This is a genomic window from Amycolatopsis sp. NPDC051716 (genome assembly GCF_040681595.1).
Taxonomy (GTDB): domain Bacteria; phylum Actinomycetota; class Actinomycetes; order Mycobacteriales; family Pseudonocardiaceae; genus Amycolatopsis.
Window position 1 is genome coordinate 139067 of sequence record NZ_JBFAZA010000014.1, and the last position, 18601, is coordinate 157667.

Annotated in this window: 16 protein-coding genes; 11 read left to right on the forward strand and 5 right to left on the reverse strand. The window is 71.1% G+C overall.

Annotated elements, in window-relative coordinates; genetic code table 11:
- The first annotated feature begins 14 nt into the window (after window positions 1-14).
- The 6 genes from glgX to AB0M30_RS21025 all read left to right on the forward strand — a co-directional run bounded on the left by glgX (window position 15) and on the right by AB0M30_RS21025 (window position 10523).
- Window positions 15-2162: a glycogen debranching protein GlgX gene (gene glgX / locus AB0M30_RS21000; protein WP_364585876.1), complete on the forward strand. Its 2148-nt coding sequence runs from the start codon at window positions 15-17 to the stop codon at window positions 2160-2162.
- A 372-nt stretch (window positions 2163-2534) separates the two neighbouring features.
- On the forward strand, window positions 2535-4517 hold the full coding sequence (locus tag AB0M30_RS21005; protein WP_364585878.1) for an alpha-1,4-glucan--maltose-1-phosphate maltosyltransferase: 1983 nt from the start codon (window positions 2535-2537) through the stop codon (window positions 4515-4517).
- A gap of 38 nt (window positions 4518-4555) precedes the next feature.
- Window positions 4556-6364 (forward strand): maltose alpha-D-glucosyltransferase, encoded by a 1809-nt coding sequence (gene treS, locus AB0M30_RS21010; RefSeq protein ID WP_103339663.1) that lies wholly within the window; start codon window positions 4556-4558, stop codon window positions 6362-6364.
- A gap of 5 nt (window positions 6365-6369) precedes the next feature.
- Window positions 6370-7749, forward strand: a complete 1380-nt coding sequence (locus AB0M30_RS21015) for an aminoglycoside phosphotransferase (protein ID WP_364585880.1) — start codon at window positions 6370-6372, stop codon at window positions 7747-7749.
- Window positions 7746-9953: a 1,4-alpha-glucan branching protein GlgB gene (glgB, locus tag AB0M30_RS21020; protein ID WP_364585882.1), complete on the forward strand. Its 2208-nt coding sequence runs from the start codon at window positions 7746-7748 to the stop codon at window positions 9951-9953. Before AB0M30_RS21015 ends, glgB begins: the two co-directional genes overlap by 4 nt.
- A gap of 177 nt (window positions 9954-10130) precedes the next feature.
- Entirely contained in the window at window positions 10131-10523 is a 393-nt protein-coding gene (locus AB0M30_RS21025) for a hypothetical protein (protein WP_364585884.1), read from the forward strand.
- A 78-nt stretch (window positions 10524-10601) separates the two neighbouring features.
- On the opposite strand, the gene AB0M30_RS21030 is transcribed toward AB0M30_RS21025, so the two are convergent.
- The gene (locus tag AB0M30_RS21030) at window positions 10602-12005 is read right to left on the reverse strand and encodes an RNA polymerase sigma factor (protein WP_364585886.1); all 1404 of its coding nucleotides are present in this window, start codon (window positions 12003-12005) and stop codon (window positions 10602-10604) included.
- Between the two features lie 172 nt (window positions 12006-12177).
- Complete coding sequence (gene ppgK / locus AB0M30_RS21035) at window positions 12178-12942, reverse strand: polyphosphate--glucose phosphotransferase (protein ID WP_364586013.1); 765 nt, start codon at window positions 12940-12942, stop codon at window positions 12178-12180.
- 67 nt (window positions 12943-13009) lie between these two features.
- Between ppgK and AB0M30_RS21040 the strand changes: the two genes are divergently transcribed.
- Window positions 13010-13828 carry an inositol monophosphatase family protein gene (locus tag AB0M30_RS21040; protein ID WP_364585888.1) on the forward strand — a complete coding sequence of 273 codons (819 nt, stop codon included), beginning with the start codon at window positions 13010-13012 and terminating at the stop codon, window positions 13826-13828.
- Between the two features lie 182 nt (window positions 13829-14010).
- Here the strand turns inward: AB0M30_RS21040 and cei are convergent, their stop codons facing one another.
- Entirely contained in the window at window positions 14011-14694 is a 684-nt protein-coding gene (gene cei, locus AB0M30_RS21045) for an envelope integrity protein Cei (RefSeq protein WP_364585890.1), read from the reverse strand.
- A 511-nt stretch (window positions 14695-15205) separates the two neighbouring features.
- Between cei and AB0M30_RS21050 the strand changes: the two genes are divergently transcribed.
- Window positions 15206-15514, forward strand: coding sequence for a DUF4193 domain-containing protein (locus tag AB0M30_RS21050; protein ID WP_013224476.1), 309 nt, complete (start codon window positions 15206-15208; stop codon window positions 15512-15514).
- Window positions 15515-15671: 157 nt separating this feature from the next.
- Here the strand turns inward: AB0M30_RS21050 and AB0M30_RS21055 are convergent, their stop codons facing one another.
- The gene (locus AB0M30_RS21055) at window positions 15672-16154 is read right to left on the reverse strand and encodes a DUF3093 domain-containing protein (RefSeq protein ID WP_364585891.1); all 483 of its coding nucleotides are present in this window, start codon (window positions 16152-16154) and stop codon (window positions 15672-15674) included.
- A 24-nt stretch (window positions 16155-16178) separates the two neighbouring features.
- Between AB0M30_RS21055 and dut the strand changes: the two genes are divergently transcribed.
- Complete coding sequence (gene dut, locus AB0M30_RS21060; RefSeq protein WP_364585893.1) at window positions 16179-16682, forward strand: dUTP diphosphatase; 504 nt, start codon at window positions 16179-16181, stop codon at window positions 16680-16682.
- The gene (locus AB0M30_RS21065; RefSeq protein WP_103339672.1) at window positions 16682-17350 is read left to right on the forward strand and encodes a DUF3710 domain-containing protein; all 669 of its coding nucleotides are present in this window, start codon (window positions 16682-16684) and stop codon (window positions 17348-17350) included. Before dut ends, AB0M30_RS21065 begins: the two co-directional genes overlap by 1 nt.
- Window positions 17351-17398: 48 nt before the next feature.
- Here AB0M30_RS21065 and AB0M30_RS21070 read toward each other — a convergent pair whose 3' ends face one another.
- The gene (locus AB0M30_RS21070) at window positions 17399-18082 is read right to left on the reverse strand and encodes an alpha/beta hydrolase (RefSeq protein WP_364586015.1); all 684 of its coding nucleotides are present in this window, start codon (window positions 18080-18082) and stop codon (window positions 17399-17401) included.
- Between the two features lie 137 nt (window positions 18083-18219).
- On the opposite strand from AB0M30_RS21070, the gene AB0M30_RS21075 reads away from it, so the two are divergent.
- On the forward strand, window positions 18220-18600 hold the full coding sequence (locus tag AB0M30_RS21075) for an OB-fold nucleic acid binding domain-containing protein (protein ID WP_003074944.1): 381 nt from the start codon (window positions 18220-18222) through the stop codon (window positions 18598-18600).
- Window position 18601: the final 1 nt, after the last annotated feature.

Consider the following 18601-nt stretch of genomic DNA (forward strand, 5'->3'; position numbering starts at 1 on the left):
GGGACGATTCAGGAATGGCCACACGACCCTCCGCCGACCACGTCCTCGCCGGCCGCCCCTTCCCCCTCGGAGCCCACCCCGAGGCCGGCGGGGTGCGGTTCGCGATCACGTCCGCCGTCGCGGACGCCGTCGAGCTGTGCCTGATCGACGCCGACGGGTCGGAACGCCGGATCGCGCTGACCGAGCGCACCTTCGGTGTCTGGCACGGCCTGGTGCCCGGGGTGACGCCGGGGCAGCGGTACGGCTACCGGATCCACGGCCCGTACGACCCCGCCCGCGGCCTGCGGTGCAACCCGCACAAGCTGCTGGTCGACCCGTACGCCCGGCAGATCACCGGCGGCCTCACCGACCTGACCGCGGCGCAGGGCTTCACCGGCGACCCCGAGCGCGGGCCGATGTCCACTGTGGATTCCCGGGGCAGCGTGCCGCTGTCGGTGGTGACCTCGCCGGGCGGCCCGGACACCGGGACGAAGCCGGAGGTCCCGTTCGAGGAGGCGGTGGTCTACGAGCTGCACGTCAAGGGGTTCACCCAGCAGCACCCGTTCATCCCGGAGGCACTGCGCGGCACCTACCTCGGCCTGGCCCACCCGGTCGCGATCGAGTACCTGACCCGGCTCGGCGTCACGTCGGTGGAGCTGCTGCCGGTGCACTCGTTCCTCGACGAGCCGTCGCTGGTCCGCGCCGGGCGGCACAACTACTGGGGATACTCGCCGCTCGGCTTCTTCGCCCCGCACGCCGCCTACGCCAGCGAACCGGGCCACGAGGTCGAGGAGTTCCGGCTGATGGTGGCCGCCCTGCACGCGGCCGGCATCGAAGTGATTCTCGACGTCGTGTTCAACCACACCTGCGAGGGCGGCCCGGACGGGCCGACGCTGAGCTTCCGCGGGCTGAACGCGCCGGTGTACTACCTGCACACCGAGCGCGGGCACATGGCCGACATCACCGGCTGCGGCAACACCCTCGAGGCGGGCTCGCCGACCGTGGTCCGGCTGGTGACCGACTCGCTGCGGTACTGGACGCAGGAGATGGGCGTCGACGGCTTCCGCTTCGACCTCGCCAGCACGCTCGGGCGGCCGCGCGGCGGCGCGTTCGACCCGGCGTCGACGCTGCTCACCGCGATCACCACCGACCCGGTGCTCTCGCACTGCAAGCTGATCGCCGAGCCGTGGGACGCGACCGGCGAGGGCTACCGCGTCGGCGGCTTCGGCGCCCAGTGGGCGGAGTGGAACGGCCGCTACCGCGACACCGTGCGTGACTTCTGGCGCGGCGCGACCGGCGTCCGCGACCTCGCCTACCGGCTGTCCGGGTCGTCGGACCTGTACGACCACAACCTGCGCCGGCCGTGGCAGTCGATCAACTTCGTCACCGCCCACGACGGCTTCACGCTGCGGGACCTGGTGTCCTACAACGAAAAGCACAACGAAGGCAACGGCGAGGACAACCGCGACGGCACCAACGACAACCGCTCGTGGAACCACGGCGCCGAGGGTGACACGGCGGACGCGGGCATCCGCGACCTGCGGGCCCGGCAGGCGCGCAACATGTTCGCCACGCTGCTGCTGTCCACCGGCACCCCGATGCTCACCGCGGGTGACGAGTTCTGGCGGACCCAAGGCGGCAACAACAACGCGTACTGCCTCGACGACGAGACGTCGTGGTTCGACTGGACACCGGACGACCCGGAGGCCGAGGCCATGCTCGCGTTCGCGCGCCGGGTCGTGCGGCTGCGCGCGAACAGCCCGGCACTGCGGCAGCCGGAGTTCTTCGAAGGCCGGACGACGCCGACCGGCAAGCCGGACCTGGTCTGGTTCCGCCCGGACGGCGAGGAGTTCGGCGAAAGCGACTGGTTCGAGGACCGGCACACGCTGGGCATGTGGATCGACGGCTCGAACAGCCAGGCCCGCAACCGCGAGGGCGCGCTGGTGCCCGACCACTCGTGGCTGCTGTGGCTGCACGCGGGCGACGCGCCGGGCGAGGTCGTCCTGCCCGGGCGCGAGTACGGCGAGACGTTCAAGCCGACCCTCGACACGAGCACCGCGGACGGCAGCCCGGCCAACCCGGGTCCCCTCGAAGCCAAGAGCCGGCTGACGCTCCAGTCCCGCTCCCTGCTCCTGCTCCGCGCCCCCCGCCTGGCCGCCGAACCCCACCCCGAGCCCTACTGACCCGTACCGGAAGGGTCGACTCGCGTACCTGGAGAGTCGGTTCGCGTACCTGGAGGGTCGGACGGTGAGCCGACCGTCTGGGTACGCAGGCCGACTCCCCGGGTACGCGGGCCGACCGTCTGGGTACGCGAGTCGTCCGTTGGGGTACGGGTTTCGGCCGTTCGGGTTCGCGTGTCAGGGCGGACGGGACCGGGGGCGGGGCGGCGGCCGGCCGTAACCTACCGGACACGTGGACGGAACTCCTTGCGCGGAAAGCGTTTCACCCGATCCGGTTTGGGTACCCGGGAAGAGAACCCTGCCGTGTGGGCGCTTGATCGAGTCAGGCAGACTGACGCCGTCTGCGTCCAACCGACATATCGAAGGGCGTTGCCCATGACCGGCCGGCTCGGCATCGACGACGTCTCCCCCAGCGTGAGCTGCGGCCGGTATCCGGCCAAAGCCGTTGTGGGGGAACACATCCCGGTCTTCGCGACCGTCTGGCGCGAGGGCCACGACGCGGTCGCGGCCACCGTCGCGTGGCGCGGGCCGGAAGACCGGCTCACGCGCCAGACGCGGATGGTGCCGCGCGGCCCCGACCACCCGGACGAGTTCGCCGCGGTGATCGCCCCGGACACCACCGGCCTGTGGACGTTCCGGATCGACGCCTGGGGTGATCCCTGGGCGACGTGGGAGCACGCCGTCGAGGTGAAGGTCGCCGCCGGGCAGGGGCCCGAGGACCTCGCCAACGACATCGAGAACGGCGCCCGGCTGATCGAGCGCGTCTCCCGCCGCCCGGACCGCCGGGGCGAGAAGGCGCTGCTGGTCGGCGCGGTGAAGGCCCTGCGCGACGAAGAGCTCAGCCTCGCCGAACGCGTCGGCCCCGCGCTCTCGCCCGAGGTCCGCCAGATCATGCACGAGTTCCCGGTGCGGGAGCTGATCACCAAGGGCAAGCCGCGCAAGGTGTGGGTGGATCGCCGCCGCGCCGCGTACGGCTCCTGGTACGAGCTGTTCCCCCGCTCGACCGGCGGCCTCGACGCCGAGGGCAAGGCGGTGCACGGCACCTTCGCCACCGCCGCGACCGCGCTCGACCGCGTCGCGAAAATGGGCTTCGACGTCGTCTACCTCCCGCCGATTCACCCGATCGGGCGAGTCAACCGCAAGGGACCCAACAACACCCTCGACGCCAAGCCGGAAGACGTCGGCTCGCCGTGGGCGATCGGCGCCGACGAGGGCGGTCACGACGCCATCCACCCCGACCTCGGCACCTTCGAGGACTTCGACGCCTTCGTGGCCCGCGCGGAAGAACTCGGCATGGAGGTGGCGCTCGACTTCGCGCTGCAGGCCGCCCCCGACCACCCGTGGGTGCTCAAGCACCCCGAGTTCTTCACGACCCGCCCGGACGGCTCGATCGCGTACGCGGAGAACCCGCCGAAGAAGTACCAGGACATCTACCCGATCAACTTCGACAACGACCCCAAGGCCATCTACGAAGAGATGCTGCGGGTCATCACCGTCTGGATCGACCACGGGGTGAAGATCTTCCGGGTCGACAACCCGCACACCAAGCCGCCGGACTTCTGGGCCTGGCTGATCCAGTCGGTCAAGGACGCCCACCCGGACGTGCTGTTCCTGGCCGAGGCGTTCACCCGCCCGGCGCGCCTGTGGGGCCTGGCCCGGCTCGGCTTCACCCAGAGCTACACCTACTTCACCTGGCGCACCGGCAAGCAGGAACTGATCGACTTCGCCATCGACCTGCGCGAACACTGGCACGAGGGCCGCCCGAACCTGTTCGTCAACACCCCGGACATCCTCCACGAGTCGCTGCAGCGCGGCGGCCCCGGCATGTTCGCGCTGCGGGCGGCACTGGCGGCGACGATCTCGCCGACGTGGGGCGTCTACTCCGGCTACGAGCTGTTCGAGCACGTCCCGGTCCGCGAAGGCAGCGAGGAGTACCTCGATTCCGAGAAGTACCAGCTGCGCCCGCGCGACTTCGAGCGCGCGCTCGCCGAAGGCCGCTCGCTGGAGCCGTGGCTGGCGAAGCTGAACGCCGTCCGCCGCGCCCACCCGGCGCTGCAGCAGATGCGCACCCTGCACTTCCACCACATCGACAACGACGCGCTGCTGGCCTACTCCAAACAGGACCCGGCCACCGGCGACACCGTGGTCACCGTCGTCACCCTCGACCCGTACGGGCCGCAGGAGGGCACGTTGTGGCTCGACACCGCGGCGCTCGGCTTCGAAGCGCACGAGCGGCTGATCGCCCACGACGCGGTCACCGGCGACACCTGGGACTGGGGGCCGGCGAACTACGTCCGGCTCGAACCCTGGCGGGCGGTGGCGCACGTGGTTTCGGTGAGACGCCGGCTGGCCGGCTGAGGTGGAAGGACAGGCACTCGAGGGACGAGGTGGAACACATGGCGGAAGAAGCCCGGCCCGACGCGGCGTTGGGGCTGGACGGTGTCCCGCACACCGGTGAGGCGATGACCGCCGACGGCATGCTGGTCGAACCGCAGGCCGGGGACTTCCGGTCGGCGCAGCAGGCGCCGAGCAACCCGGAGTGGTTCAAGGGCGCGGTGTTCTACGAGGTGCTGGTGCGCGCGTTCGCCGACTCCAACGGCGACGGCACCGGCGACCTGCGCGGCTTGGCCGGCAGACTCGATTACCTGGCCTGGCTGGGCATCGACTGCCTGTGGCTGCCGCCGTTCTACGCCTCGCCCCTGCGCGACGGCGGGTACGACATCAGCGACTTCCGCGCGGTGCTGCCGGAGTTCGGCAGCGTCGAGGACTTCGTCTTCCTGCTCAACGAGGCCCACCGGCGCGGCATCCGGGTGATCACCGACTTGGTGCTCAACCACACCTCGGACGCGCACCCGTGGTTCCAGCAGTCCCGCAGCGACCCCGACGGCCCGTACGGCGACTACTACGTGTGGAGCGACGACGACTCGCGCTACGCCGACGCCCGGATCATCTTCGTCGACACCGAGACGTCGAACTGGACCTACGACCCGGTGCGCGGCCAGTTCTACTGGCACCGGTTCTTCTCCCACCAGCCCGACCTGAACTTCGAGAACGTCGATGTCCAGAACGCGATGATCGACACCCTGCGGTTCTGGCTGGACCTGGGCATCGACGGGTTCCGGCTGGACGCCGTGCCGTACCTGTTCGAGCAGGAGGGCACCAACTGCGAGAACCTGCCGCGCACGCACGAGTTCCTCAAGCGCTGCCGCAAGGTCGTCGACGACGAGTACCCCGGCCGGATCCTGCTGGCCGAGGCGAACCAGTGGCCCTCGGACGTCGTCGAGTACTTCGGCGACCCGGCGGTCGGCGGCGACGAGTGCCACATGGCGTTCCACTTCCCGCTGATGCCGCGGATCTTCATGGCGGTGCGGCGCGAGTCCCGGTTCCCGATCTCGGAGATCCTCACCCAGACCCCGACCATCCCCAGCGGGGCCCAGTGGGGCATCTTCCTGCGCAACCACGACGAGCTGACCCTCGAGATGGTCACCGACGAAGAGCGCGACTACATGTACGCGGAGTACGCCAAGGACCCGCGCATGAAGGCCAACATCGGCATCCGCCGCCGGCTGGCCCCGCTGCTGGACAACGACCGCAACCAGCAGGAGCTGTTCACCGCGATGCTGCTGTCGCTCCCCGGTTCGCCCGTTCTGTACTACGGTGACGAGATCGGCATGGGAGACAACATCTGGCTCGGAGACCGCGACGCGGTGCGCACCCCCATGCAGTGGACCCCGGACCGCAACGCCGGGTTCTCCTCCTGCGACCCGGGCCGCATCTACCTGCCGGTGATCATGGACCCGGTGTACGGCTACCAGGGCCTGAACGTCGAGGCGCAGTCGAACAACGCGTCTTCGCTGCTCAACTGGACCCGCCGGATGATCGAGGTGCGCAAGCAGCACCACGCGTTCGCCGAGGGCGAGTTCATCGACCTCGGCGGGTCGAACCCGAGCGTGCTGGCCTACAAGCGCCAGTGGCGGCGCCCGGACGGCGGCGAAGACGTCGTGCTCTGCGTGAACAACCTCTCCCGGTTCCCGCAGCCGGTGGAGCTGGACCTGTCCGCGCACCGCGGGTGCACGCCGGTGGAGCTCACCGGCGGCGTGCGGTTCCCCAGCATCGGGGACCTGTCGTACCTGCTGACGCTGCCCGGGCACGGCTTCTACTGGTTCCAGCTGACGAGCCCGGGAGACGAAGGCGAAGCGAGGTGAGTCCCTTGTCCGACCCGCGCGAGCTGGTCGACGAACTGACCGGCGACCTGAAGCGCTGGCTGCCGGAACAGCGGTGGTTCGCCGGCAAAGACCGGCCGGTGACCGGTGTCCGGAGGCTCGGCGTGACCGAGCTGGTGTCCGGTGATCCGCAGCTGCTGCACGTCGTCATCGAGGTCGTGCAGGACGACCGGCGTGAGCCCTACCAGCTGCTGGTGGGCCGGCGGACGCACCCGCCGGAGATCGCCTCGACCAGCTGGATCGGCGCCGTCGGCGATCTCAACGCCTACGAGGCGTCCGGTGACCTGGACGTCACCGGCGTGCTGCTGGACCTGATGGCCCGCGAGGAGCGGGTCGGGGTGCTGGTCTTCGAGCACGAGCCCGGCGTGGAGCTGGAGACCGGCCTGCGCGCCCGGCCGATCACGTCGGAGCAGAGCAACACGTCCCTGGTCTACGGCGGGCAGTACATCCTCAAGCTGTTCCGGAAGCTGTCGCCGGGCAAGAACAAGGACCTGCTGCTGCACCGCGCGCTGCAGGGCGTCGGCAGCAAGCACATCGCCCCGGTGCTCGGGTCGGTCACCGGCGAACTGAACGGCGAGCCGACCACGGTCGGCATGCTCCAGCAGTTCGTGTCGGACGCGGTCGACGGCTGGGCGATGGCCACCACCAGCGTCCGCGACCTGATGGCCGCACCCGAACTGCACCCGGAAGAGGTCGGCGGGGACTTCGCGGGCGAGGCCGAGCGGCTCGGGCGCGCCGTCGCCGAGGTGCACGCGGACCTCGCCGAGGCGCTCGGCACCGAGCCCGCCGACGCCGACGAGCTCGAGCGCTCGACGAAGGCGATGCTCGACCGGCTCGACACGCTCGCCGGGCGGGTACCCGAGCTGGCCGCGCACGCCCCCAAGCTGCGGGCGGCGTTCGAGGGGTTGCGCACGCTGCCCGCCGGCTCGGTGACCATGCAGTACATCCACGGCGACCTGCACCTCGGTCAGGTGCTGCGGACCGTCGGCGGCTGGCTGCTGATCGACTTCGAGGGCGAGCCCGCGGCCCCGGTCGAGGAACGCCACGCGCTGCGGTCGCCGTTGCGCGACGTGGCGGGCATGCTGAGGTCGTTCGACTACGCGGCCCAGCAGATGCTGGTCGGCCAGCCGGACGAACCGGCGCTGGCCGAGCGCGCCCACGAGTGGTCGGAGCGCAACCGGGCGGCGTTCTGCGAGGGCTACGCCGCGATCGCGGCGGACCCGCGAGAGCAGGGCGAGCTGCTGCGCGCTTTCGAACTGGACAAGGCGGTCTACGAAGTGGGTTACGAGCACGCGAACCGGCCGGACTGGCTGGGCGTGCCGCTCGCCTCGATCGCCCGGATCACTAGCGGAGGGACGAAACCGTGAACGCGGCTCCCGAAGGCCTCCCGGCCGCGGCCCCGCCGGCCGCGGACATCGACCGGCTGCTCGCCGGGTCCCACCACGACCCGCACTCGGTGCTGGGCGTGCACGCAGTGGGCAAGGGCTTCGCGGCCCGGGCGCTGCTGCCCGGCGCGAAAGCCGTCACGCTGTGCGCGGGTGAACACAAGTACCCGATGGAACCGGTGATCGACGCGCTGTTCGCCGTCGCCGTGCCCGAACACCCCGGCGACTACCGGCTGGAAGTCGAGTACGACGGGCACACCGCCACCTCCGACGACCCGTACCGCTGGCTGCCCACGGTGGGCGAGCTGGACCTGCACCTGATCGGCGAGGGCCGTCACGAGCGGCTCTGGGAGGTGCTGGGCGCGCACGTCCGGTCGTACGAGACGCCGAACGGCGTCGTCGAGGGGACGTCGTTCGCGGTCTGGGCGCCGAACGCGCGCGGTATCCGCGTCATCGGCGACTTCAACGGCTGGGACGGGCGCGGGCACCCGATGCGCTCGCTCGGCTCGTCCGGGGTCTGGGAGCTGTTCGTGCCCGGCGTCGGCGTGGGCACCTGCTACAAGTTCCGGATCCTGGGTGCCGACGGCAACTGGCGCGAAAAGGCCGACCCGATGGCGTTCGGCACGGAGCAGCCGCCGGCGACGGCCTCGGTCGTCACCAGCTCGGCGCACCTGTGGGAAGACGACGAGTGGGTCGCTCAGCGCGAAGCCACGCAATGGGCCGCGGCGCCGATGAGCATCTACGAGGTCCACCTCGGTTCGTGGCGGCCCGGCCTGGACTACCGGGAACTGGCCGACCAGCTGGGCGACTACCTCGTCGAAACCGGTTTCACGCACGTGGAGCTGCTGCCGGTGTCGGAGCACCCCTTCGGCGGCTCGTGGGGCTACCAGGTGACGTCGTACTACGCGCCGACGTCCCGCTTCGGCTCGCCGGACGACTTCCGCTACTTCGTCGACCGCCTGCACCAGCGGGGGATCGGCGTGCTCGTGGACTGGGTGCCCGCGCACTTCCCGAAGGACAGCTGGGCGCTGGCGAAGTTCGACGGCACCGCGCTGTACGAGCACGCGGACCCGCGCCGCGGCGAGCAGCCCGACTGGGGCACGCTCGTGTTCGACTTCGGCCGCAACGAGGTCCGCAACTTCCTGGTCGCCAACGCGCTGTACTGGATCGAGGAGTTCCACCTCGACGGCCTGCGGGTCGATGCGGTGGCGTCGATGCTGTACCTCGACTACTCCCGCAACGAAGGGGAGTGGCTGCCCAACCAGTACGGCGGGCGGGAAAACCTCGACGCCGTGCGGTTCCTGCAGGAGCTGAACGCGACCGTCTACAAGCGACACCCGGGCATCGTGATGGTGGCCGAGGAGTCGACGGCCTGGCCGGGTGTCACGCGCCCGACCCACCTGGGCGGCCTCGGGTTCGGCTTCAAGTGGAACATGGGCTGGATGCACGACACGCTCCGGTACCTCTCGCACGAGCCGATCCACCGCGCGTACCACCACAACGAGATGACGTTCTCGCTCGTGTACGCGTGGAGCGAGAACTTCGTGCTGCCGCTGTCGCACGACGAAGTGGTGCACGGCAAGGGATCCCTGTGGGGCCGGATGCCGGGTGACGCCTGGAACAAGGCGGCCGGGCTGCGGTCGCTGCTGGCGTTCATGTGGGCGCACCCGGGCAAGCAGCTGCTGTTCATGGGCGGCGAGTTCGGCCAGCCGGGGGAGTGGTCGGAGTCGAAGTCGCTCGACTGGCACCTGATGGACGAGCCGCTGCACCTGGGCGTCTGGGAGCTGCTGCGGTCGCTGAACGCGGTGTACCGGTCGTCGCCGGCGTTGTACAGCCAGGACACCTCGCCGGACGGCTTCCGCTGGATCGACGCGAACGACTCGAGCGGCAACGTGCTGAGCTTCCTCCGCATCGGCACCGACGGCTCACGCCTGGCCTGCGTGGCGAACTTCGCGGGCGTCCCGCACCACGACTACCGGGTGGGCTTGCCCGCGGCGGGCCGCTGGCGGGAGGTCGTCAACACCGACGCCGAGGCGTACGGCGGCTCCGGCGTCGGGAACCTGGGCGCGGTGGAGGCGACGGAGGACCCGTGGCACGGCCAGCCGGCCTCCGCGGTCCTCCAGCTCCCCCCGGCCGGCGTCCTCTGGCTGGTCGAGGAGACCCCACCGGACCCCGACTTGGCGTGACCCGAGGGTCGACACGCGTGATCCGAAGGTCGACACGCGTGATTGGGGGGACGACACGGCAACGGCATCGTGTCGACCCTTCAATCACGCGAGTCGACTTCCCCATCACGGGTGTCGACCTCTCGATCACGCGAAAAGCTTTCCGCGGGGTGGGTGTGGCGGGCTTACCATCGGGGGATGGGCGGCACCGGTGACGTCCTTGCGAACCTGATCCTCTTCGCCGTGGTCTGCATCGCTCCCACGGTGCTGTTCTGGTGCGCGTTGCGCGTCCCCAGGGTGGTCGGCTGGGTCCGGGAGAAGCGGGCGCAGCCGCAGCCGGAAGGCCCGCCGATCGAACGCGTCGCCGCGGACCTGCGGCGGGTGCACCGGCTGCTCGCCGGCTACCCGTCCGGGACGCCGGCCGCGCGCCGGCTCGGCACCCGGCAGGCGTACGACGAGCTCCTCACCGTGGCCTGCCGCCAGGTCGGCGTCCCGCACCGGCTCGGGGAGCTGCCCGAGGGGATGGACCGCGAGATCGAACGCCTGCGCGTCGAACAGTCGCTGCGGGAGCGCGGGCTGGCCGTGCCCTGAGCCCTGCCCTCGAGCCGCCACGGGAAAACCCCGCCACCGGAGGCCGGTGGCGGGGTTTCCGTTGTCCCGTAAGGAAACTCAGTCCAGGTAGTCGCGCAGGACCTGGGACCGCGACGGGTGGCGCAGCTTCGACATCGTCTTCGACTCGATCTGCCGGATGCGCTCGCGGGTCACCCCGTACACCTGGCCGATCTCGTCGAGCGTGCGCGGCTGGCCGTCCGTGAGGCCGAAGCGCAGCCGGACCACGCCCGCCTCGCGCTCGGACAGCGTCTGCAGCACCGACTGGAGCTGGTCCTGCAGCAGCGTGAACGACACCGCGTCGACCGCGACGACCGCTTCGGAGTCCTCGATGAAGTCGCCGAGCTGGCTGTCGCCCTCGTCGCCGATCGTCTGGTCGAGCGAGATCGGCTCCCGCGCGTACTGCTGGATCTCCAGGACCTTCTCCGGGGAGATGTCCATTTCCTTCGCGAGCTCTTCCGGGGTCGGCTCGCGGCCGAGGTCCTGGAGCAGTTCGCGCTGGATGCGGCCCAGCTTGTTGATGACCTCGACCATGTGCACCGGGATGCGGATGGTGCGCGCCTGGTCGGCCATCGCGCGGGTGATCGCCTGGCGGATCCACCACGTGGCGTACGTCGAGAACTTGTAGCCCTTGGTGTAGTCGAACTTCTCCACCGCGCGGATCAGGCCGAGGTTGCCCTCCTGGATCAGGTCCAGGAACGCCATGCCGCGGCCGGTGTAGCGCTTGGCCAGCGAGACCACGAGCCGGAGGTTCGCCTCGAGCAGGTGGTTCTTGGCGCGCTCGCCGTCACGCACGATCCACTTGAGATCGCGGCGCATCTGGGTGACGAGCTTCTCGCCCTCCTCTTCGGCGGTGCGCACGCGCTCGGCGGCGTAGAGCCCGGCCTCGATCCGCTTGGCCAGCTCCACCTCCTCCTCCGCGTTCAGCAGCGCGACCTTGCCGATCTGCTTGAGGTAGGCACGCACGGAGTCGGCGGAGGCGGTGAGCTCGGCGTCCTTGCGCGCCTGGCGCAGCGCCTCGGACTCCTCCTCGTCCCAGACGAAGTCCGGGTTGTCGCTCTTGGCCGCGGCCTTGTCGGCCGCCGCGCCGCGACGCCGCTGGGCCGGGGTCTCCTCGTCCGACTCGTCGTCGTCATCGTCGTCTTCGGCCGAGTCGGCCTCCGGCTCGTCGGCGACCGTCTCTTCGACGACGTCGACCTCGACCTCTTCCAGGTCCGACAGATCGGGCGTACCCAGTTCGTCGTCCTCGAGGTCGGCGGGACCGTCCGGCTCGCCGTCTTCGGTCTTGCCGCCCTTGGTCACGGCCTTCTTCGCCGGGGCCTTCTTGGCCGGGGCCTTCTTGGCGGTGGTGGTGGTCTTGCGGGCCGCCGGCTTCGCCGTCCCGGTGGCTGCCTCTTCGGCCGGCTCGCCGGCTGCGGTCGCTGTCTTCGTCCCGCCTCGGGTTGCGGTTCTTGCGGCTGCCACTTACGCCCTTTCGCAGCGGTCGATCACGACGAGCAACGGCCTGGGGCCACTGCTGCCTCACATTCGGGGATCACGCCTCGGCCTGCGGTTTTGACCTCCGCAGCCGTGGGCCGTGTTCCATTGTAACGACGGTACGCGCATGCGGTGCGAAGCGATCACCCTCAGCGCCGAATCAGTGCTGGATGCCCTCCGCCGCGGCGGCCGCGGCGCCGACGATCCCGGCGTTGTTCTGCAGGCTCGCCACCAGCACCGGAGTGCGGATGTCCAGCAGCGGCACCCATTTCTCGGCCTTCTTGCTGACCCCGCCGCCGACGATGAACAGGTCGGGCCAGATCAGGTTCTCCAGCACGGTCAGATAACGGTGCACGCGCTTGGCCCATTCGGGGTAGGAGAGCCCCTCGTTGTCCTTCACCGAAGCGGCCGCGCGCTTCTCGGCGTCGTGGCCGTCGATCTCGAGGTGGCCGAACTCGGTGTTCGGGACGAGCTTGCCGTCCTGGAACACCGCGCTGCCGATCCCGGTGCCGAAGGTGAGCAGCGCGGTCACGCCCGTGCGCGCGACCGGGTCGCCGAAGCGGATCTCCGCCATGCCCGCCGCGTCGGCGTCGTTCAGCATCGCGACCTGGTCGACGCTGCGGCCGAGCCGCTTGGCGAACAGCGCGTCGGCGTCGGTGCCGATCCACTGCTTGTCGATGTTGGCCGCGGTGTGCGCGACGCCCTTCTTGACGACCGCCGGCAGGGTCACGCCGACCGGGCCGTCCCAGCCCGCCTGCGTGACGATGTCGTGCACGACGTCCGCCACCGCCGACGGCGTGGACGGCTTCGGCGTCTCGATCCGGATGCGGTCGCCGATGAGCGCCCCCTTGTCCAGGTCGACCAAGGCGCCCTTGATCCCGCTGCCGCCGATGTCGATGCCGAAACCTCGGCGGGTCGCCTCCACCACGGACGTGGTCCCTTCTCGCACGATTCAGAAGCCTGCCTCGGAGACTTTAACCGGATGTGGTGACATGTCGGACGTGGGAGTTGACGAGTCGTTGCTGAAAAGCGTCGCGGTGCAGGTCGCGACGGAAGCCGCCGCCCTGGTCCGCGAGGCCTGGGCGGGCATGGCGGAGGGCCGGGAGGTGGCCGTGGGCACCAAGTCCGGGGCCACCGACGTGGTGACCGCGGTGGACCACGAGTCCGAACGCCTGGTGCGCGCGCGGCTGGCCGCGCTGCGGCCGGGGGAGCCGGTGCTGGGCGAGGAAGGCGGCGGCGCCGCGGGCGACGGCGTGACGTGGGTGGTCGACCCGATCGACGGGACGGTCAACTTCCTCTACGGGCTGCCGTGGTTCGCGGTGTCGGTGGCCGCGCAGGTCGGCGGCGAGTCGGTGGCCGGCGCGGTGGTCGAGCCGGCGAGCGGGCGCGTCTGGTCGGCGGCCCGCGGGCAGGGTGCCTTCCTGGACGGACGGCGGCTGGCGGTGTCGGCGCCGCCGAGCCTGGAAGTGACGCTGGTCGGAACCGGGTTCGCCTACGCGCGCGAGCGGCGGACGCGGCAGTCGCGGTTCGCGGCGGAGCTGCTCGGGCGGGTGCGGGACATCCGCCGCAACGGCGCCGCGTCGCTGGACCTGTGCGCGGTGGCGGCGGGCTGGCTGGACGCGTACGTCGAGCACGGGCTCAACCGCTGGGACTGGGCGGCGGGGGCGCTGATCGCGGCCGAGGCGGGCGCGGCGGTGTCCCTCCCGGGCGCGGCACCGGAGCTGGGCGTGGACGCGACCTACGCGGCGGCCCCGTCGATCGCGGACCCGCTGCGGACGGTGCTGGCGGACTGCGGCGCGGCGGAGGTCTGACTACTTCCGAGGGTCCCGAATGACTCATTCGGGACCTCCGACGTCCCGAATGAGTCATTCGCGACCCTCGGCGACCAGGGCTCCGGGCAGCGAGGGCCGCTTCGGGCGACCGAAAGTGTCGGTGCCCTCCGGTAGCGTGGAAACGGGGGGCGCCCCCGCGGGCGGGGGTTGCCGGCGCAGGGTCAGCAGGCCACGTCGCGGGCCGAGGCCAGCAGCGTCTGGTCGACGACCGGGGCCGGGGCTCCGGCGGACTGCTCGTTGCCGCCGCCGCCCTGGTGGGCCTTCGACCAGTCGGCGAGCTGCGTGATGATCTGGCGGGCCTCGGGGCGGGGCCGGAGGTCGCCGAACAGCGTGCCGGTGACCACGTCGACGCTCGCGTCCTTGCGGTTGTCCTGGACCAGCTCGGCGCACGGCACCACGAGGCTGATCGTCCGGGCCGCGGTGACGCCGTTCTCGCCGAAGCGGATCTGGCCGCGGCACTTGGCCTCGCGGTTCTCGTACGCCGGGTCGTTGGCCGGTTCGGCGGCACCGGTGAAGCCGAGCTCGCGCAGCGTCGTCGTGGTGATGCCGCCCTGGCCGCGGCTGCCCGAGGCGTTGAGGACCCGGTAGGCGACCTTGTCCGGCGGGATGGGCGCGCGGTCGTCGAGCGCGTTGTGGGGCAGGCTGCTGAACGTCACACCCGGCGGCGGGCTCGCCGGCGGGTCGCACTTGACGGCCTCGTCGACGTCGCCCTTGCCGATGGCGGCGTGCACCCAGACGACGATCGCGCCCACGGCGAGCACGCCGATGACGATCAGCGCCGGCAGCGGCTTGTGCTTGCGATACGGCCGCGTCCCACGGTCCCCGATGCCGTTCCCCGACGCCACCTGCCCGTCCCTTCCCGAACACCGAACGGCCGTGCGAACCGGGCACCGCCGAGACCGGTCAGCCTAGGCGCTGCGACCGACGCACGTGGTCCCGGGTCACCCGGTGGGTTCCCGTGTTCTGCCTGCGGTACCGGGCCCCAGCCGGACCGATCCCCGTGAGGCGATCGCACCACGGCGGGACCGGCCGGGGCAAGCGGAGACGGGCCGCGCGTGAAGTTCTCCACCTCCGCGCAACCCGAACGGACGACAACGCGTCTTACCTGCGGGTTCCCCCTGTCGGGTGACGATTCCCCGGCAATGTCTGACTCGTTGCAGAACCCGGACAGCGGTGAGCTACCCTTCCCGGGCTCCGGCCGCAGGAAGAGGCGCAAAAAGAAGAGACCTCGGTCACTTCGGCCGTCGGGCACAAACGAGGGCCCTGGAACGTTGACCAGCGGCACGGCGGACTCACGGGCGCATCCGGGGGTCCGGGAAAACGACTACACAAGCTGATCGCAGGGGTGAGGGACACATGGCTACCGACTACGACGCTCCGCGCCGCAGCGAAGCCGACGAGCTGGCCGAAGACTCGTTGGAGGAGCTCAAGGCCCGGCGGAACGAGAACCAGTCCGGCGTCGTCGACGTCGACGAGGACGCGACCGCCGAGAACTTCGAGCTGCCGGGTGCCGACCTCTCCGGGCTTTCCGGTGAGGACATGACCGTGAAGGTGGTGCCGAAGCAGGCGGACGAGTTCACCTGCTCCGTGTGCTTCCTGGTGCACCACCGCAGCCGGCTGGCCGAGGACAACGGCGGACGCCTGATCTGCCGCGACTGCGCCTGACAAGCGCGAAGGGGTTCTCGGACACAGGGGACGAACAGACGCGACGGAGAGCCTCGAGGGCAGTGTTTCCCGAGGGCGAGGCTCGAAGCGCGCTGGGGACAAGGGGGCCGGCCGGAAGGCCGGCCCCCTTCCCATGTCTTGCGGGGGTGGCGCCGGTTCAGGCGCCTTTGAGCAGCTCGGCGACGCGCTCGGGGTGCCGGGTGCTGAACAGCCAGTACGGCGTCGGGTCGTCCGCGTCCGTCAGCCGGACCTTGACGACCGGGCCGACCCAGCCGCGGTGCAGCACGTAGGCCGCCGGGTCGCCGTCGCGCCCCAGGGCCTTGCGCTTGGCTTCCTTGTCGAAGATCTCCACCTCGCCGGCGTAGCGCAGCGGCAGGTGGGCGTCGCCGACCCACAGTTCCGGCTCGGCACCGCCGGTGATCCGGACCTTCGACCGGCCCAGCGACAGCAGCAGGGCCACGACCACCGGCAACGCGATCACGTACGGCAGCCACGCCCGGATCCCGGGGTACCCGAGGTCGATCTCGGCGGCGAGCAGGACCGCCCCCAGCACCGGCAGCGGCCAGCCCCACCACGGGACGTACAGCCGTTCCGAGTGCCGCACCGCGGCGTTCGCGGCCGTCTTCGCTGATTCACCCACGGGTAGAGAGTAATCTCGCCGCCCGTGTCCAGCGTTCAGGTACTCCTCTCCCGGCTCGATCCGGATGTCCCGCTGCCCGCCTACGCCCGACCGGGCGACGCGGGCGCCGATCTCGTCACCACCTCGGATATCGTCCTCGGACCCGGGGAACGCGGTGTCGTCGGCACCGGCGTCGCGATCGCGCTCCCGCCCGGGTACGCGGGGTTCGTCCACCCGCGGTCCGGCCTGGCCGCCCGGGCCGGCCTCTCGGTCGTGAACACCCCGGGAACGATCGACTCGGGCTACCGCGGCGAGATCAAGGTCTGCCTGATCAACCACGACCCGGTGCACCCGCTGGAGCTGACGCGCGGCGACCGCATCGCCCAACTGGTCGTGCAGCGGGTCGAGCACGCCGAGTTCGTCGAGGTCGACGGGCTCGACGCGACCGAGCGGGGCGACGGAGGCTACGGCTCGACGGGTGGACACGCCACACTGGGAGCACCGGCGCTCGCCGCGAGCGCCGCCACGGGGGAAGGAACGGAGAAGTAGTGGGGATTTTCGGACGCAAGCGACGGACCGAGGGCGGGTCCGCCGGACGGCACGCCGCGCCCGAGGCCGACGACACTTTCGAGGACGAGGCGTACGACGACGAGGACGGGCCGGAGCTGTCGGACGTCTCCGACGGCCCGTTCGACGTGGCCGACTTCGACGACGACGGCATCCCGCGGATCGACCTCGGCTCGGTGAAGGTGCCGGTGCCCGACGGTTCCCAGGTCCAGGTCGAGATGGACCCGGAGGCCGGGGGCGTGCGCGCCGTGCACGTCGTCACCGAGCAGGGCCAGATCACGGTCAGCGCGTACGCCGCGCCGCGCTCCGGCGGGCTGTGGCGGGAGGTCAGCTCCGAGCTGGCCGACCAGCTGCGGGCCGACGGCGCCAAGGTCACCATCGGCCGCGGCCTCTGGGGCCTGGAGATTTCGGCCATCATCGGCGACGTGGCGCTGCGCTTCGTCGGCGTCGACCGGCCCCGCTGGATGCTGCGTGGCGTCATCGCCGGGCCGCAGTCCGAGGCCGCGGGGGCCGTCGAGGTGCTGCGCGAGATCGTCCGGCGGACCATCGTCGACCGCGGCGACGCGCCCATGCCGGTCCGGACTCCGCTGACCATCACGCTGCCCGAGGCGGTCGCCGAGCACATCGCGGCCCAGCAGCAGCAGGGCTGAGCCACCCGCAGGTCCGTGAAGGCCACCTTGGGTCCCCCAAGGTGGCCTTCACGGCTTTCGCAGGGCCCGGAGGAAGGCGAGGACGGTCGCCCGGCCGAGTGACTCGCGGTCCGCGCCCAAGGCGGTGAGCGTCGTCTCCCCGAGGGCCGCGCGGGGGAGTGCGCCCGCCCACTCCGCCGCGACTTTCGTCGGGTGGATCGGGTCGTCGGTGCACGTGCCGATCCCGGCCGGGACGGGCAGCGCCGCCAGCTCGGCCGAGGTCGGCGCCGCCCGGCCCGCCGCGACACGCAGGCTGTCCGCCAGGCCGTCGCCGTGCCGCCGCCACGCCCGGTCCAGCTCCGTCCGCAGCCAACCCGGGCTGCCCTCGGTCTGCGCCAGTGCCGCGCCGACGCCGGAACCGGCCACCAGATCCGCCGTCAGCGTCGCGGCCAGCGATGCGGGTGCCGGGCCCGGGAGGCCGTTCCAGGCCGGGAGCGCGGCCAGCAGGCCCCCGCAACGGCCCTGGTTGCGCACCGCCCACTCCGCGGCGAGGTGCGCGCCGAACGAAATGCCGCCTACGAGCAGTTCGCCGTGTTCGTCCGCCAGCGCGTCCAAGACGGCCAGGTAGCCCTCGGCGAGCGCCGCGCCCGGCGGCGGGGGTGGCGCGATGAGCGGGACACCGAGGGCGCGCAGGGGCCGTTCGAAGACGGCACGGACGAAGACGTCGTCCGAGCCGGTACCGGGGAGCAGCACCGCGGCGGGAACTCTGATTGCGGACGTCACGTTGCGATCTTTGCGCAAAGGCGTTTCCCTGGCGGGGACCGCAGTACGCTGGAATCGCACGGGCCGCAAGCAAATTCGTCGCCGGGCCCCGGAGCACAGGAGCACCTATGTCCGCCAAAGACGGCGGCTACTTCAGCCGGTTGGTACGCAAGCTGACCAGCGACGTCGAGGATCTCGACGCCGACGAGATGTCGATGAGGTCCGGCGCCGAAGGCGCGCAGCGGGCCTGTGACTGCCGCTCCGGCGAAGAGGTCACCGTGATGGGGCGGCTCCGCAGCGTCGAGCTCTGCCCGACCAACGAGGCCGCCACGCTGGAGGCCGAGCTGTTCGACGGAACACAGGGCGTGACGCTAATCTGGCTCGGCCGCCGCCGGATCCCGGGCATCGAGCCTGGCCGGACGATCAAGGTGCGTGGTCGGATGGCCGAGCGTGACGGCCAGAAGGTGCTGTACAACCCCTATTACGAGCTCCAGAGCCCAGTGAGTTGAT

Coding starts and splice junctions, on each gene's coding strand:
- AB0M30_RS21005 (WP_364585878.1), top strand. CDS start 2,535: ATGACCGGCCGGCTCGGCATCGACGACGTCTCCCCCAGCGTGAGCTGC.
- treS (WP_103339663.1), top strand. CDS start 4,556: ATGGCGGAAGAAGCCCGGCCCGACGCGGCGTTGGGGCTGGACGGTGTC.
- AB0M30_RS21050 (WP_013224476.1), top strand. CDS start 15,206: ATGGCTACCGACTACGACGCTCCGCGCCGCAGCGAAGCCGACGAGCTG.
- glgX (WP_364585876.1), top strand. CDS start 15: ATGGCCACACGACCCTCCGCCGACCACGTCCTCGCCGGCCGCCCCTTC.
- AB0M30_RS21025 (WP_364585884.1), top strand. CDS start 10,131: ATGGGCGGCACCGGTGACGTCCTTGCGAACCTGATCCTCTTCGCCGTG.
- AB0M30_RS21040 (WP_364585888.1), top strand. CDS start 13,010: ATGTCGGACGTGGGAGTTGACGAGTCGTTGCTGAAAAGCGTCGCGGTG.
- AB0M30_RS21075 (WP_003074944.1), top strand. CDS start 18,220: ATGTCCGCCAAAGACGGCGGCTACTTCAGCCGGTTGGTACGCAAGCTG.